We start from the raw sequence: 13,349 nt of genomic DNA on the forward strand, positions 1-13,349 counted from the left end.
TCACCAGGTGATGGGTACGTTGGGCTGCTTAGCTCCCGTCGGCGGAACGACGTACTTCTGCAACGCGTAGCTCATCACGTCCCGGAACACCGGTCCTCCTTGCAGGCCACCACCCCGAACGCCGTCGCTCGGGTCGTGCAGTACGACGTAGGTAACGAAGCGTGGGTTGTCGGCCGGGGCAAATCCGGCAAAAGAAGTCGCCCACTTGCGGTAGCAGCTGCAGGACGAGTCGACCTCCTGGGCGGTTCCGGTCTTGCCGGCCACCAGGTAGCCGTCGATCGCGGCCTGCGGCGCGGTGCCCTTCTTGGCGGTCACCGCCTCCATCATCGTGGCGACCTCCTTGGCGGCCTTCTCGCTCACCACCCGGTGCGGCGCCGCGGTCTGGTTCGGGATCACGGTGCCGTTCGCGTCGACGTAGTTGCGGACCAGCTTCGGCGGGACGTACACGCCGCCGTTGGCGACGGCGTTCACCGCGGACGTCATCTGGACCGCGTTCACCGACAGGCCCTGGCCGAAGGCGACGTTCGACCGGGTGATCTCCGGCCACTCGTCGCCGCCCATCAGCTTGCCGTTGCTCTCGCCGGGAAAGTTCAGGCCGGTCGGCTGGCCGAACCCGAAGTCGTGCAGGTACTTCACGAACTGCGGGATCCGCATCTGCTGCGCGGCCATGATCGTGCCGACGTTCGAGGACTTCGCGACGACACCGGCGATGGTCAGGTTGATCGGGTCGTGGTCCCAGTGGTCCTTGATCGTGCGGCGCTGCACCTCGATGCTGCCGGGCACCCGGAGCTTGGTGTTCAGGTCGATCAGGCCGGCGTCGGCGAGGGCGGCCATGGTGGCCACCTTCTGCACGCTGCCGGGCTCGTAGGTGCGCTCCAGCGCGGGGTTGTTCAGGTCGCTCGACTTGTACGGCTTGTTCGGGTCGAAGGTCGGGTAGTTGGCCATCGCCAGCAGCTCGCCGGACTTCACGTCCTCCACGATCACCGTGCCGGAGCTGGCCTTGTACTGCTCGACCGCCTGCTCGATCCGCTTCTCCGCGAAGAACTGCAGGTCGGTGTCCAGGGTCAGCTGTACGCCGACGCCGGGCTTGGGCTCCTCGACCGTGTGGTTCGCGTTCGGGATCTTGTTGCCCTTGGTGTCGACCTCGTACATCGCCTTGCCGTCGTGGCCGGACAGCTTGTCGTTCAGGCCGTACTCGAGCCCGGACAGACCCTTGCCGTCGGCCCCCGTCACGCCGACCACGGTCGCGGCGATGCTGCCGTTCGGGTGGCTGCGGATCGGGTCGTCCTCGGTGTAGAGACCGGCCAGCAGCGGAGACTGCTGGTCCTGCGGCTTGCCCTTGTTCTGCTGGGTGATGGTCGCGTTCACGGTCTTGATCTCGCCCTGGATCGCGCTCCACGTCGTCGGCGGCACCTGGTGCGCGAGGTAGGCGAAGCGACCCTTGCCGGTCATCGCGGCGACCAGCTTCGCGTACGTCGTACCGGTGAGCTTCGGCGCGAGGATCGAGGCGAGCTGCTGCGCGACGGGCTTGGTCTGCGTCGGGTCGGCGGTGATCGCCACCGCGTCCTCGGAGACCGCCAGCTCGACACCGTTGCGGTCGGTGATGGCGCCGCGGGTGGCGTGCAGGATGAACGGCTTCGTGTTCTCCCTGGTCGCCGCCTGGGCATAGCTGTCCGGGTCCACGCCCTGCAGCAGCACGAGCCGCCCGGCGAACAGCGACAGCACGAACGCCATCACCCCGAACGTCACCCGCAGCCGCACGGTCGGCCGCCCGAGCCGCAACATCCGGGGCGCCTTCGGCACCCTGCGCTTCTTGGGCCGCGGCTGCGGCCGGTTCTGCGGAGGCCGCTTCCGCGCGGAGGTCTTCTTCACCGGACGCTTGGCCGTCTTCTTCGCGGCGCCCTTGGCAGGAGCTTGTTTGCGCGGCGTCGCGCTGCCCGGAGCAGGCCTCTTCGCAGCCGCCTTCTTCACCGGACGAGGGTTCGCCGCAGCTTTCTTCGCCGGACGCTGCTCCTCCTGGGCTTTGCGCAGGAGGCGGTCCCGGGTGGACTCGGGGCGTTGCGGGGTGGTGCGGCCACCGTCCGTAGCGGATGGTCGACGGGGTCGAGCCTTGCGGGGCGGGTTCTCCCGGCCCGGCGTCGCACCACGCTTGCGTGGCGGCTCGTTACCCCGTCGATCCGTCATCCGATCATCCCCGTGTGGTCGTGGCAGGCGGCTTCTTCGTCGTGGCCGGCGGCTTCGTCGTACCGGTCGTGGGCGGCTTGGTCGTACCCGTCGGAGGCTTGGTGGTGCCCACCGGCGGTTTGGTAGTGGTTACCGGCGGCTTGACCGGTGTCGTCGGCTTCACGGCCGGCGGCTTGGTGGTCGTGGCGCCGGTCGGAGTGCCCGGGCCGAACATCGCCGTACCGGTGCCGGCCTTGCCCTCCGCCGGTACGCCGAGCACGCGCCCGTCGGACAGCCGCAGGAACACCGGGTTCGGATTCGGCACCATGCCCATCCGCAGCGCGCGGTCGGACAGGTTCTGCGGCGACTCCAGCGTGCGGACCTGCTTCTCCAGCTGCTCCTGCTGGTCGCGCAGCTGATCGGCCTGACTGCTCAGCTTGGTGACCTGGAACGTCCCGCTCTGCAGCTGCGTGTTGAGCAGCAGCAGGCCGACCAGTCCGGCGGCCAGCAGCGACACCACGAAGATGACGAACGGCATCCGCGGCGGCCGGAACGGCGCGCCGTAGACGACTCTCAGCCGCGGCTCGGAGCGCTTCTTGGCTGCACCACTGGCGGCCGGCGTCACCCGCGCCTTCTGCGGGCTGAAGACAGTACTCATCAGGCCACCAGTCCCTTCTCGCGGACTCTCGTCGCCGCCCGCACCCGAGCGGAGGCGGCCCGCGGGTTCAGCGCGACCTCGTCCTCGGTCGGCCGCTCGGCGCCGCGGGTCAGCAGTTTCAGATATGGCTCGTGTCCGGCCGGGATCACCGGCAGGTCGTCAGGTACGTCGGACTTCGTCGCGGCCGCGAACGCCTGCTTGGTGATCCGGTCCTCGAGCGAGTGGTAGCTCATCACCACGATCCGCCCGTGCAGCGCCAGCGCCCGCAGCGCCGCGGGCAGCGCACGACGCAGTACGTCGAGCTCGCCGTTCACCTCGATCCGCAGCGCCTGGAACGTCCGCTTCGCGGGGTGTCCCCCGGTCCGCCGGGCCGCCTGCGGGATCGCGTTGCGGACCAGCTCGGACAACCGGGCGCTGTTCGTGAACGGCTCGGTCTCGCGCTCCCGCACGATCCGGTCCGCGATCCGGCGGGAGAACTTCTCCTCGCCGTACTGGAACAGGATCCGGGCCAGGTCCGCCGCGCTGTAGGTATTGACGATGTCGGCCGCCGTGGTCGGGCCGGTCGGATCCATCCGCATGTCCAGCGGCGCGTCCTGCGCGTACGCGAACCCGCGGTCGGCCTCGTCCAGCTGCATCGACGAGACGCCGAGGTCGAACAGGATCCCGTCGATCGCCGGTACGCCGAGGTCAGCCAGCGCGCGCGGCAACTGGTCGTAGACCGCATGCACCAGCGTGACCCGCTCCTCGTACGGCGCCAGCCGCTCACCCGCCAGCCGCAGCGCGGCCGGGTCCCGGTCGAAGCCGATCAGCTGTACGTCGGGGAACTGCCGCAGGAACGCCTCGGAATGACCACCGAGGCCGAGGGTGGCGTCGACGAAGACGGCGCCGGGATGCGCGAGCGCCGGCGCCAGCAGCGCGACCACGCGCTCCAGCATCACCGGCACATGCCGCTCCGCAGCGTCCATCCTCGACCCTTCCCGTCGCCGCGGGAGCGACCCTGCCCCCGCAGGTCTTGTGATGCGTAGACAGCACCGTCCGGTCAGATCGCGGGTACGTCTCCCGGGGAAGTACCTGGCGGCCTTGGCGCCGGGGAAGTGGCGTCAACACTGCAGGTCGGAAGTCGGACCCGTGATCTCACCGGACGGTCAGTGGTGTTCCTGTCCTCGCACTCTGTTCAGCTAGAAGATTCCTGGTAGCACTTCCTCGGAGAGGTCGGCGAACGCCTGCTCCTGCTCCGCGGAGTACCTGTTCCAGTTCTCCGTGTTCCAGATCTCCACCCGGTTCATCGCCCCGATGACGACGCAGTCGCGATCCAGTGACGCGTAGTCGCGCAACATCGGCGGGATGGTGACCCGGCCCTGCTTGTCCGGCATCTCGTTGGAGGCGCCGGCGAACAACATCCGTAAATAGTCCCGCGCACCCTTGTTGGTGATCGGAGCCTGCTTCAACTGCTCGGTCAGCTGGACGAACTCACGCTCCGGCCACACGGACAGCGATCGCTCCTGCCCTCGCGTGATCACCAGACCGTCGGCCAGCTCGTCGCGGAACTTCGCCGGCAGGAACAGCCGTCCCTTGTCGTCGAGCTTGGGGAAGTGAGTTCCGAGGAACACGCTCCACCTCCCCGTTGCGGACTCTCCGACTCAGGCGGGTGCTTCCACCACTTCAGTTCCACTGCGCTCCACCTTACTCCACTTTCCACCACCGTCAACCAACTTCCGCCCCATCCCGCCCCCGCGCCGCCTAAATCCACGCCCGCCTTCCCGCGTGTCGCTGCCGCCTCAACCGTCCAGCGCTCCACTTCGCTCCACCGAGCGCGACTTTGAGCACCCACCAACCATTTCCGGGGCTGATTTGTGGTTGGCGGGTGCTCAAGGTGCGGGTGTGGAGGTAGCGGGGATGAACCATTCGGGGCTGGTTTGCGTGAACCTTCTGGGGGAGCGGGACGTCGTACGCCGCACGCGCCGCTTTTCCCGCCCGTACGCTTGGAGGGACGTCAGCTCTGCACAGGACAGACCGACCCGCCGTGAGGGCGTGCGCCGATGAACACCGAAACGCCAGGTAACGAAACCCCCGCCGGTCTAGGCCCGACCCCTACAGCGGGTGAGAATGTGTCGGCAGTCAACGAATGGGGAGGACACCGAGTGAGCACCACCGCGACCAGCTCGCCGCTGGCAGGAGCCGGGGACTTCGACGAGCTGTCAGAGGTGGCGGGCCGCGTCCGCCGGGCCATGGAGCAGGTGATCGAGGGCAAACCCGACGTGGTCGAGGTCGCCATCACCGTCCTGCTGGCCGAAGGACATCTGCTGATCGAGGACGTGCCGGGCGTCGGCAAGACGATGCTGGCCAAGGCGCTGGCGAAGTCGATCGACTGCACCGTGCGCCGGATCCAGTTCACGCCGGACCTGCTGCCGTCGGACATCACCGGCGTCTCCGTCTTCAACCAGGAGATCCGCGACTTCGAGTTCAAGCCCGGCGCGGTGTTCGCGAACATCGTCGTCGGCGACGAGATCAACCGCGCCTCGCCGAAGACCCAGGCCGCGTTGCTGGAGTCGATGGAGGAGCGCCAGGTCACCGTCGACACCACGACGTACCACCTGGACGCGCCGTTCATGGTCATCGCGACGCAGAACCCGATCGAGATGGAAGGCACGTACCCGCTGCCGGAAGCACAGCGCGACCGCTTCATGGCCCGGGTCTCGATGGGCTACCCGGAGCCGGCCGCCGAGCTGCGGATGCTCGACGGGCACGCCGCCGAGGACCCGCTGCTGAGCCTGCAACCGGTCACCGACGGCCAGCAGATCCTCCGCCTGGTGAAGACGGTGCAGTCCGTGCACGTGTCCGAGTCGGTGAAGGAGTACGCCGTCGCGCTGGTCGGCGCGACCCGGCGGTCGCAGGAGCTCCGGCTCGGCGCCAGCCCGCGGTCGACGCTGCACCTGATCCGGGCGGCGCGTGCGGCAGCCGCGCTCGACGCGCGCGAGTTCGTCCTGCCGGACGACATCCAGGAGCTCGCGGTGCCGGTCCTCGCGCACCGCGTGCTCCCCGCGGCTGAAGCGCATCTCGGTGGGCGCGGTGCAGCCGACATCATCTCCGGGCTGGTGTCCAGCGTGGCCCTCCCCCGCACCCGCCGGGACTGAGACATGCGGCAGGCACTGCGCGGACTGACCACCAGAGGGCGGGCGTTCGTCGCGGCCGGTCTCACCGCCTCGCTGTGCGCGCTGCTGCTCGGCCAGAAGGACCTGCTGCGCGTCGGCATCCTGCTGGCGGCGTTGCCGATCGTCGCGGCTCTCGTCGTCGGGCGGACCCGGCTGCGGCTGCAGGTACGGCGCAGCCTCGCGCCGGACCAGGTCCCGGTCGGGACGCAGGCGACCGTCGAGCTGACCCTGAGCAACCAGGGCCGGATGCCCGCGGGTCTGCTGCTGCTCGAGGACCGTATTCCGTATGTGCTCGGTCACCGGCCGCGCTTCGTCGTGGACCGGGTCAGCCCGAACTGGCGACGTACCGTGACGTACCCGGTCAAGTCTGACGTCCGGGGGCTGTTCCAGGTCGGGCCGCTGATGCTGACCGTGGCCGACCCGTTCGGGCTGGTGGAGACGAGCCGGACCTTCACGCGGAGCCAGCACCTGCTGGTCACGCCGCGGGTCTACCGGCTGCCCGAGATCCGGCTGGGTGCGGACCGGGCCGGCTCGGGCGAGAACCGGCCGCGGGCGATCGCCTCGGCCGGTGAGGAGGACGCGACGGTCCGCGAGTACCGCGACGGCGACGACCTGCGCCGGGTGCACTGGCGGTCGACCGCTCGCCGCGGCGAGCTGATGGTCCGCCGCGAGGAGCAGCCGTGGCAGAGCCGGTGTGCGCTGTTCCTGGACGCGCGGACGATCTCGCACCACGGGCACGGACCGTCGTCCAGCCTGGAGTGGGCAGTCAGCGCGGCCGCGTCGGCCGGCATCGACCGGATCAGGCGCGGCTACGTCACCACGATGCTCGGCGGTCCGACCACGCTGAGCGCCATCACCCACCGGACTTCCGCGTCGGTGCACCAGCCACTCACCCAGCAGGAACTGCTGACCGAGTGCGCGACCGTCGAGGAGCACAAGTACGCCGAGATCGGTCCGCTGCTGACCGTCGACCGGCACGCGCAGGAGCCGAGCCTGGTGATCGCCATCCTCGGCGCCTGCAGCACCGATGACGTCATCGCCCTGAACCGGTGGCGGACCAGCCAGGCGACCGGGGTCGCCCTGCTGCTGGACGCGGCCAGCTGGGCGGTCGGCGCCGAAGCCACCGAGAAGGCGGCTCGCCTCACCGCCGCCACGGACGGCACCGAGAACGAACTACGCCGCAACGGCTGGCGAGTAGCCAGAGTCCGCCGCGGCGACCACCTCCCTACCGTGTGGTCCGGCCTAGGACTTCGGAGCGGAAGGATCGCATGACTGTATTGATGCCACGACTCCGTCGCGGCGGGTTACCGGACTGTGACTCCTGTCCTTCCCTCGTCGCTCCGGTCGCTTCGCTCCTCAGTCCAGGATGGGAGGCCCGGTGACCGGCCACGCGCGGATTTCTATCGCTGCTTGGGGGGCGACTGTTCTTGGGTCGCTGGTGCTGACGCCGGTGTTCTCCGGGCCGTTCCTGTTCATCAGCGCATTCCTGTGCGCCCTGGTGACGGGGATCGGGGTGTTCCTGCAGAACCTGCGGACCCCGCGCGTCGTCGTACCGATCGTCCAGCTGCTCGTGCTCGTCGAGCTGCTGTCGCTGTTCTTCCTGCACGGGACGATGAAGTTCGGGCTGATCCCGTGGAAGGCGACCGCGCTCGAGTTCAACTCGCAGATGGTCGACGCGATGGACTCGATCAACCGCTTCAGCGCGCCGCTGCCGCAGGACCCGCATCTGACCCTGTTCGCGGTCTCGGTGATCACGGCGACCGGTTTCCTGGTCCACATCATCGCCGTGCAGCTGCGGCAGGCCGCATGGTCGGGCCTGCTGCTGCTGATCATGTACACGGTGCCGGCCGCGACCGTGCACGGCGGACTGCCGGCGTTGCTGTTCATCCCCCCGGCGATCGGCTACATCGTGCTGCTGTCCTCGGAGGGCCGCAGCAGGCTGAGCCGCTGGGGCCGCCGGATCTCGGGTGTCTCGCACCTCGACGCGGCCGAGCCCGTCGAGGCATCGGCGCTCGGCCAAGCAGGGCGCCGGATCGGGCTGACCGTGGTCGCGATCGCCGCGCTGTTGCCCGCCTTGCTGCCTGCTCTGCCGGAAGGTGTCGTCGGCAACGGCCTGGCCGGCGGCGGCACCGGCAACGGGATCGGGGCGTCGATCTCGTCGACCGACCCGATGCTCGACATGGGCAAGAACCTGAAGCGCGGCGACAACGTCGTCGCCCTCACCTACAAGGGCGGCCCGTCCGGCGGCACGTACCTGCGACTGACCGCGCTCGACCTGTTCGACGGCAACACCTGGCGGATCGCGCCGCGGTCCGACGGGCACAAGATCGGCGGCGACCTGACCCCGCCGCCCGGGTATGCCGGTGACCTGTCCAAGGTCCCGCAGAACAACATGGAGATCGACGTCACCCGGACGTTCCGCTCCCAGTTCGCCCCGGTCCCGTATCCGCTGCACTCCATCTCGCTGAAGAAGGACTGGCAATACGACGCGGAAGCGCTGGACGTCGTCTCGACGAACGGGTCGATCGTCGCCGGCAAGAAGTACAAGCTGGCCTCGTACGACGTACAGCCGACGCCGCAGCAGTTGCACGACTCGATCACCACGAGCGGCCCGGACCAGTACACGCTGGTCGTGCCGCAGAAGACGCCGAACGACATCAAGCAGAAGACGTTCGAGGTCACGGCCGCCGCCGGGGACAACAAGTTCGAGGCCGCGGTGCTGATCCAGAACTGGTTCCGCAGCGGCGACTTCACCTACAGCACCGCGAATGCCAAGGGCAGCGGGATGTCGGCGCTCGAGGACTTCCTGCTGAAGAACAAGACCGGGTACTGCGAGCAGTTCGCGACCGGGATGGCGCTGATGGCGCGGATCATGGGGATCCCGTCGCGGGTCGGGATCGGCTTCCTGCCCGGGACGGCCGGCAAGGACGGCGAGTTCACGGTCCGGATGCACGACATGCACGCGTGGCCGGAGCTGTTCTTCCAGGGCATCGGATGGGTCCGCTTCGAGCCGACCCCGTCCGCCCGGGTCTCGGCCACGCCGAACTGGACGGTCCCCGCGACCGGAGACTCGACCAGCCCGACGACCGTACCGACCAACGCTCCGACCACGCCCGGCGGCTCCGACACCCCGGGGATCAGCAAGCCGCAGCACGACCCGAACCTGCCGAACGACAGCGGTGTCGCGATCGTTGACTCCGGCAACTGGTTCACCAACGGCGGTGGGCAGATCATCGCCGGGGTTCTCGCGGTGGCGCTGCTGCTGTGCATCCCCTGGCTGATCCGGGCGCTGACGCGCCGGCGGCGGTTCCTGCGACCGCCGGGACGCGCCGGCGCCGAGGGGTTGTGGGCGGAGATCCGCGACACGTCGCGCGATCTGGGGCTGGACTGGTCCGAGATCTCGACGCCGCGGCAGACCGGTCAGTGGCTGGTGACCAAGCTCCCCGAGGAATCACATCCGGCCGCGCGGAAGTTGGCACGCGGGATCGAGGCGCTCCGGTACGCCGAGGACGCCAATCCCGAGCTGGACCTCCGCCCGGAGGCATCCGCCGTACGCAAGGCGCTGTGGGCTCAAGCCCCGCGCCGCCGCCGCTGGCGGGCCCGCATGCTCCCGCCGTCCTGGCGCTGGTACCTGAGCCGGGGCAGCACGGAGGCCTCCGACCTCCTGGACGAGTTCGACCTCCTCCTGGCCCGCCTCCGCTCCCTGATCCTCCCCAAACGCCCCCACACCAACTAGCACCCCTGCCTGCAGCTGAGCGCGCCCGACGCGCCCAGCTGCAGGCGAACTTGCGCGTGGCCGCGAACACGCACCAGCTGACCGAGCCGAAGAGATGGCGTAGTGAACACCTCAGCGCGGGACGACAGCACCTGCGCTGGACAGACGTCCCGCGGCTCCACCCGGCGGCAAGCGCGTCAGCGCCTCGTCACTTCGTCCCGTGGCAGACGCGCCAACGCATCCGGTCTTCCTTGACCTGCGCCGCAACGTGCGCGGCTTCCGGCGATGTTCAGCCGCGGTGGACGGGTGAACATACGACCGCACCCGTGCCCTCAGGGGCACGGGTGTGGGGAGATGGTGGGACTAGAGGTCCTCGTCGCGGCGGCGGCGCCAGCGGTCTTCCATGCGCTCCATGAAGCTGCCGGACGAGTCGTGCTTGGTCCGGTGACGTTTGGTCGGCGGTGGCGGCGGGATGTCGTCGGACTCCCCCGCGTTGCTGATCCGCTTCATGCTCAGCGCCGCGATGTACAGACACGCGACCATCATCACGAAGCCGATGACGCCGATGATGGTGTTGGGGATGATCGCACCAGCCATCAGCACAGCGATGCCCAGCACAAATCCAACGCCGGCAAGCACTGCCCGCCGCTTGTAGTACAAGCGCACATTGGTTCCCCGCATGGCGGAAACGAACTTCGGGTCTTCCGCAGCGAGGGCGCGTTCGAGCTGCTCGAACTGGCGCTGCTCTTCTTCCGAGAGGGGCACCGTCGATCCCTCCTGATGAGCGCGATCTCGATAGGCCGCCTTCAGTCTAGGCCGCGTGTGGCTGACACGAAACCCTGACCGGCTGTCCAGCGCGTCACGGTCCGGCAACTGCCCCGCCAGAAGAGGTCCCAAACCCATGTATTCCGGCGTGTCGCTCACAGCCCGTTCCCAGCGAACACCCCGTGACCGTGTCACTGGTAGCCCGATCGTCACCCTCCGTCGCAACGACCGGAGTGACAGCCAAGCTCAGCGCGTGGCGAGAATGTGCAGCTGGGTCGCGAGTGCACGGAACGCCGGATGCTGGCTGGCAGCCCGCTCGAGCTCGGCTAGCGAGTCGGCGGCACCCGGCTCGGAGTCGACGAACGCCGCCGGCACCAGGTCGGCGAACGTCCGCACGCCGTGCACCGTGTGCACCATGAATCCGGCGTCGGCCAGCTGCGCCGTGATCCCGGCCTCGTCGAACCGCCGCGGCATCGGGTCGGTCGCACCCCAGCGGCCGTCCGGATCCTGCAGCGCGATCCGTGCCTCGGCCAGATGACCGGCCAGCGCGCGAGCCAGTACGACGGCGTTGCGTTGGGCAACGAGCAGACTCAGTACGCCGCCCTCCCGCAGTACCGACGCCATCGCCTGCAACGCCTGGACCGGGTCGTCGACGACCTCGAGGACGCCGTGGCACAGCACGGCGTCCGCGCTCGCCTCGCCCGCCAATCCGGGAAGTTCCCCGGCGTCGCCCTGGACACCGCGGACCAGCTCGCGCACGCCTTCGTCGCTGGCTCGTCGCTCCAGCGATGCCAGCGCGTCCGGGCTCGGGTCGACGACCGTGACGCGGTGTCCTTCGACTGCCAACGGGACCGCGAACCCACCGGTGCCGCCGCCGAGGTCGACGATGTCCAGCCCGCCGCCCGGGTCGGTCCGGCTCCGAGCCGCCAACGCAACACGCAACGCCTCGCCGACCAACGCAGTACGAACGCTCCGCCGTCGCCGATCCACCATCAACCCTCCAGCTAGTCCCCCATCAGCACCGCCGCGCCACACCCTACTTCCACCCCGCCCCCGCTCCGGCAGACGGATCCCGTCCGCCCTCGCGTGCCGTCCGTCGTAAGCAGTCCATAAGTCCCGACACCTATCGCCTGCCGGGCAGCGGAGCAATGGTGAACGGAAGGGGAGAGCCGATCACCAGGGAGGGATCATGGCCATCTTCAGCAAGTCGTTCGACGAGCCGGACGAACAACGTTCGCCGGACAAGACGAGAGTCGACGTCGTCAAGCTGCCGGGCGCCAGTGTCGCCCGGCTCACCTTCCAGCCGGGCTGGCGCTGGTCCGAATGCATCCAGCCCGTCATCGGCGGCGAGTCCTGCCAGGTCCGCCATGTAGGGACGCTGCTCTCCGGCGAGATGGAGATCGTGCACAACGACGGCACCAAGGCACAGCTGGTGGCAGGCACCGCGTACGTCATCGAACCGGGACACGACGCCTGGGTCGTCGGCAATGAGCCGGCGGTCGGCCTGGAGTTCGAGTCACTCGCGGCGGAGACGTACGCGAAGGCCTGACGCGAGAACACGGCGGGCTGCGGGTGAAACCAGCTGAGGCGGCGGGCAGCGCCTGAACGATGCGCTGCCCGCTGCCCCCACGACGGCCGACGGAGTGGATCCGGGCACGGGGCTCGTCACGACGGCGTACGGGCGATGACGTACAGGCGGCGGGTGGTTTCGGAGCGGGCGGTGATCGGCCCGCGCAGGTACCACTCGACGTCGACGAGACCGGCCGCCTCCACAACGCTCACAACCTGGTTCGGGTCGTGGAGCACGTAGTCGAGATCGACCTCGTGGCCGAGGAACTCCTCGACGTGGCGGACCTCGGCGCCCGCGTGCAAGGCGAGCACCAGCCAGCCGCCGGGGTCGAGCGGACGCGTCAACGCCCCGATCGCATCGGGAAGCTCCGACGCGGCCAGGTGGATGAGCGAGTACCAGCCGAGGACCGCAGCCCAACCGGAGCTGGTCGGCGGCCGACCGAGTCGCCGGAGATCCCCGACCTCGAAACGTCCGTCCGGGAAGCGTCGCCGCGCCTCGGCGACCATCTCCGGCGAGATGTCGATGCCGACGGCGTCCGCGCCCTGCTCGGCCAGGTACGCCGTGATGTGGCCTGGCCCCGCACCGACCTCCACCACCGGACGACCGTTGGCCTGGGCAACAATCCGGTCGAGCAGCCACCGCTCGAACGGCAACCCGTCGAGCTCGTCGAGCAACTCGTCCGCGTACGTCGCCGCCACCGCGTCGTACGACGAACGCACCCGGGCGTCACGCGCTTCGGTGCCATCGGCGATGACCGTGTCGCGATCGACGGACTCGACGACGGCGACTGCTTCCTCCTCGGGCACGGGGCCGAGGAGGTGGATCCACCGGCGGTCGTGCTGACCGGCACGACGCTCCAGCTCACGCACCAGCGGTTCGGGACGCGCGGCCATCCGACGCAGGCAGTCCTCGACGTCGCTCCGGTCGGCGAACTTGTGCAGCCGCTCGGTCCGAGTCCGCAGCTCGCCGGGCGCCTGCGCACCGCGCAGCAGCAGCACGGTGATCAGCGCCCGCTCGTCCGGCTCGAGTCCGAGCTTCTCGTCGAGAGTCTGGTGATACTTCAGCGTCCGCCGGCCGGTGTCGACCCAGACGATCCGCAGCAGCTCCCGATCCCGCAACGACCGCGCGACCCGCTCCACGGTCCCCTGGTCGTAGTCGACGACCGGCTCCCGATTGCTCGTCTGATTGCACGCCGTCCGCAGTGCGTTCGCGGTGAGCGGGTACGACGCCGGAACCGTCGCCTGCTTCTCCAGCAAGCTCCCGAGCACCCGCTGATCCTCAGCATCCAGAACAGGAAGATCACTCACCTGCCTGACCTTAGTTCCA

At 69.2% G+C, this 13,349-nt stretch carries 11 protein-coding genes; 4 read left to right on the forward strand and 7 right to left on the reverse strand.

The annotated features are described in order from the left end of the window. The 4 genes from ACIA58_RS13220 to mraZ all read right to left on the reverse strand — a co-directional run bounded on the left by ACIA58_RS13220 (position 1) and on the right by mraZ (position 4,431). A complete protein-coding gene (locus ACIA58_RS13220) occupies positions 1-2,184 on the reverse strand; it encodes a penicillin-binding transpeptidase domain-containing protein (protein WP_396403875.1) in 2,184 nt (727 codons plus the stop codon). A 4-nt stretch (positions 2,185-2,188) separates the two neighbouring features. Beyond that, on the reverse strand, positions 2,189-2,821 hold the full coding sequence (locus tag ACIA58_RS13225; protein ID WP_396403876.1) for a hypothetical protein: 633 nt from the start codon (positions 2,819-2,821) through the stop codon (positions 2,189-2,191). Further along, positions 2,821-3,786, reverse strand: coding sequence for a 16S rRNA (cytosine(1402)-N(4))-methyltransferase RsmH (gene rsmH, locus ACIA58_RS13230; RefSeq protein ID WP_396403877.1), 966 nt, complete (start codon positions 3,784-3,786; stop codon positions 2,821-2,823). Before rsmH ends, ACIA58_RS13225 begins: the two co-directional genes overlap by 1 nt. Before the next feature lie 213 nt (positions 3,787-3,999). Further along, positions 4,000-4,431: a division/cell wall cluster transcriptional repressor MraZ gene (gene mraZ / locus ACIA58_RS13235; protein ID WP_130446673.1), complete on the reverse strand. Its 432-nt coding sequence runs from the start codon at positions 4,429-4,431 to the stop codon at positions 4,000-4,002. Between the two features lie 618 nt (positions 4,432-5,049). Between mraZ and ACIA58_RS13240 the strand changes: the two genes are divergently transcribed. From ACIA58_RS13240 to ACIA58_RS13250, 3 genes are all read left to right on the forward strand, one after another. After that, positions 5,050-5,955 carry an AAA family ATPase gene (locus ACIA58_RS13240; protein ID WP_396404975.1) on the forward strand — a complete coding sequence of 302 codons (906 nt, stop codon included), beginning with the start codon at positions 5,050-5,052 and terminating at the stop codon, positions 5,953-5,955. A 3-nt stretch (positions 5,956-5,958) separates the two neighbouring features. Further along, entirely contained in the window at positions 5,959-7,245 is a 1,287-nt protein-coding gene (locus tag ACIA58_RS13245; protein ID WP_396403878.1) for a DUF58 domain-containing protein, read from the forward strand. Positions 7,246-7,339: 94 nt separating this feature from the next. Further along, positions 7,340-9,709, forward strand: coding sequence for a transglutaminaseTgpA domain-containing protein (locus tag ACIA58_RS13250; protein WP_396403879.1), 2,370 nt, complete (start codon positions 7,340-7,342; stop codon positions 9,707-9,709). A gap of 342 nt (positions 9,710-10,051) precedes the next feature. Here ACIA58_RS13250 and ACIA58_RS13255 read toward each other — a convergent pair whose 3' ends face one another. Beyond that, on the reverse strand, positions 10,052-10,612 hold the full coding sequence (locus ACIA58_RS13255; protein WP_396403880.1) for a DUF3040 domain-containing protein: 561 nt from the start codon (positions 10,610-10,612) through the stop codon (positions 10,052-10,054). An 87-nt stretch (positions 10,613-10,699) separates the two neighbouring features. After that, entirely contained in the window at positions 10,700-11,446 is a 747-nt protein-coding gene (locus tag ACIA58_RS13260; protein ID WP_396403881.1) for a class I SAM-dependent methyltransferase, read from the reverse strand. A 196-nt stretch (positions 11,447-11,642) separates the two neighbouring features. Here ACIA58_RS13260 and ACIA58_RS13265 point away from each other — a divergent pair, with 196 nt between their 5' ends. Continuing rightward, entirely contained in the window at positions 11,643-12,002 is a 360-nt protein-coding gene (locus ACIA58_RS13265; protein ID WP_396403882.1) for a cupin domain-containing protein, read from the forward strand. A 116-nt stretch (positions 12,003-12,118) separates the two neighbouring features. Here ACIA58_RS13265 and ACIA58_RS13270 read toward each other — a convergent pair whose 3' ends face one another. Continuing rightward, complete coding sequence (locus ACIA58_RS13270) at positions 12,119-13,330, reverse strand: DUF480 domain-containing protein (RefSeq protein WP_396403883.1); 1,212 nt, start codon at positions 13,328-13,330, stop codon at positions 12,119-12,121. Positions 13,331-13,349: the final 19 nt, after the last annotated feature.

Origin of the sequence: Kribbella sp. NPDC051586 (genome assembly GCF_044453965.1) — a bacterium.
In the GTDB taxonomy this organism is placed as follows: Bacteria; Actinomycetota; Actinomycetes; order Propionibacteriales; family Kribbellaceae; genus Kribbella.

Excerpts from the sequence above, each read along its gene's own strand:
- ACIA58_RS13250 (WP_396403879.1), top strand. The coding sequence starts at position 7,340 with ATGGGAGGCCCGGTGACCGGCCACGCGCGGATTTCTATCGCTGCTTGG.
- ACIA58_RS13260 (WP_396403881.1), bottom strand. The coding sequence starts at position 11,446 with ATGGTGGATCGGCGACGGCGGAGCGTTCGTACTGCGTTGGTCGGCGAG.
- ACIA58_RS13240 (WP_396404975.1), top strand. The coding sequence starts at position 5,050 with ATGGAGCAGGTGATCGAGGGCAAACCCGACGTGGTCGAGGTCGCCATC.
- ACIA58_RS13245 (WP_396403878.1), top strand. The coding sequence starts at position 5,959 with ATGCGGCAGGCACTGCGCGGACTGACCACCAGAGGGCGGGCGTTCGTC.
- ACIA58_RS13225 (WP_396403876.1), bottom strand. The coding sequence starts at position 2,821 with ATGAGTACTGTCTTCAGCCCGCAGAAGGCGCGGGTGACGCCGGCCGCC.
- ACIA58_RS13265 (WP_396403882.1), top strand. The coding sequence starts at position 11,643 with ATGGCCATCTTCAGCAAGTCGTTCGACGAGCCGGACGAACAACGTTCG.
- rsmH (WP_396403877.1), bottom strand. The coding sequence starts at position 3,786 with ATGGACGCTGCGGAGCGGCATGTGCCGGTGATGCTGGAGCGCGTGGTC.
- ACIA58_RS13220 (WP_396403875.1), bottom strand. The coding sequence starts at position 2,184 with ATGACGGATCGACGGGGTAACGAGCCGCCACGCAAGCGTGGTGCGACG.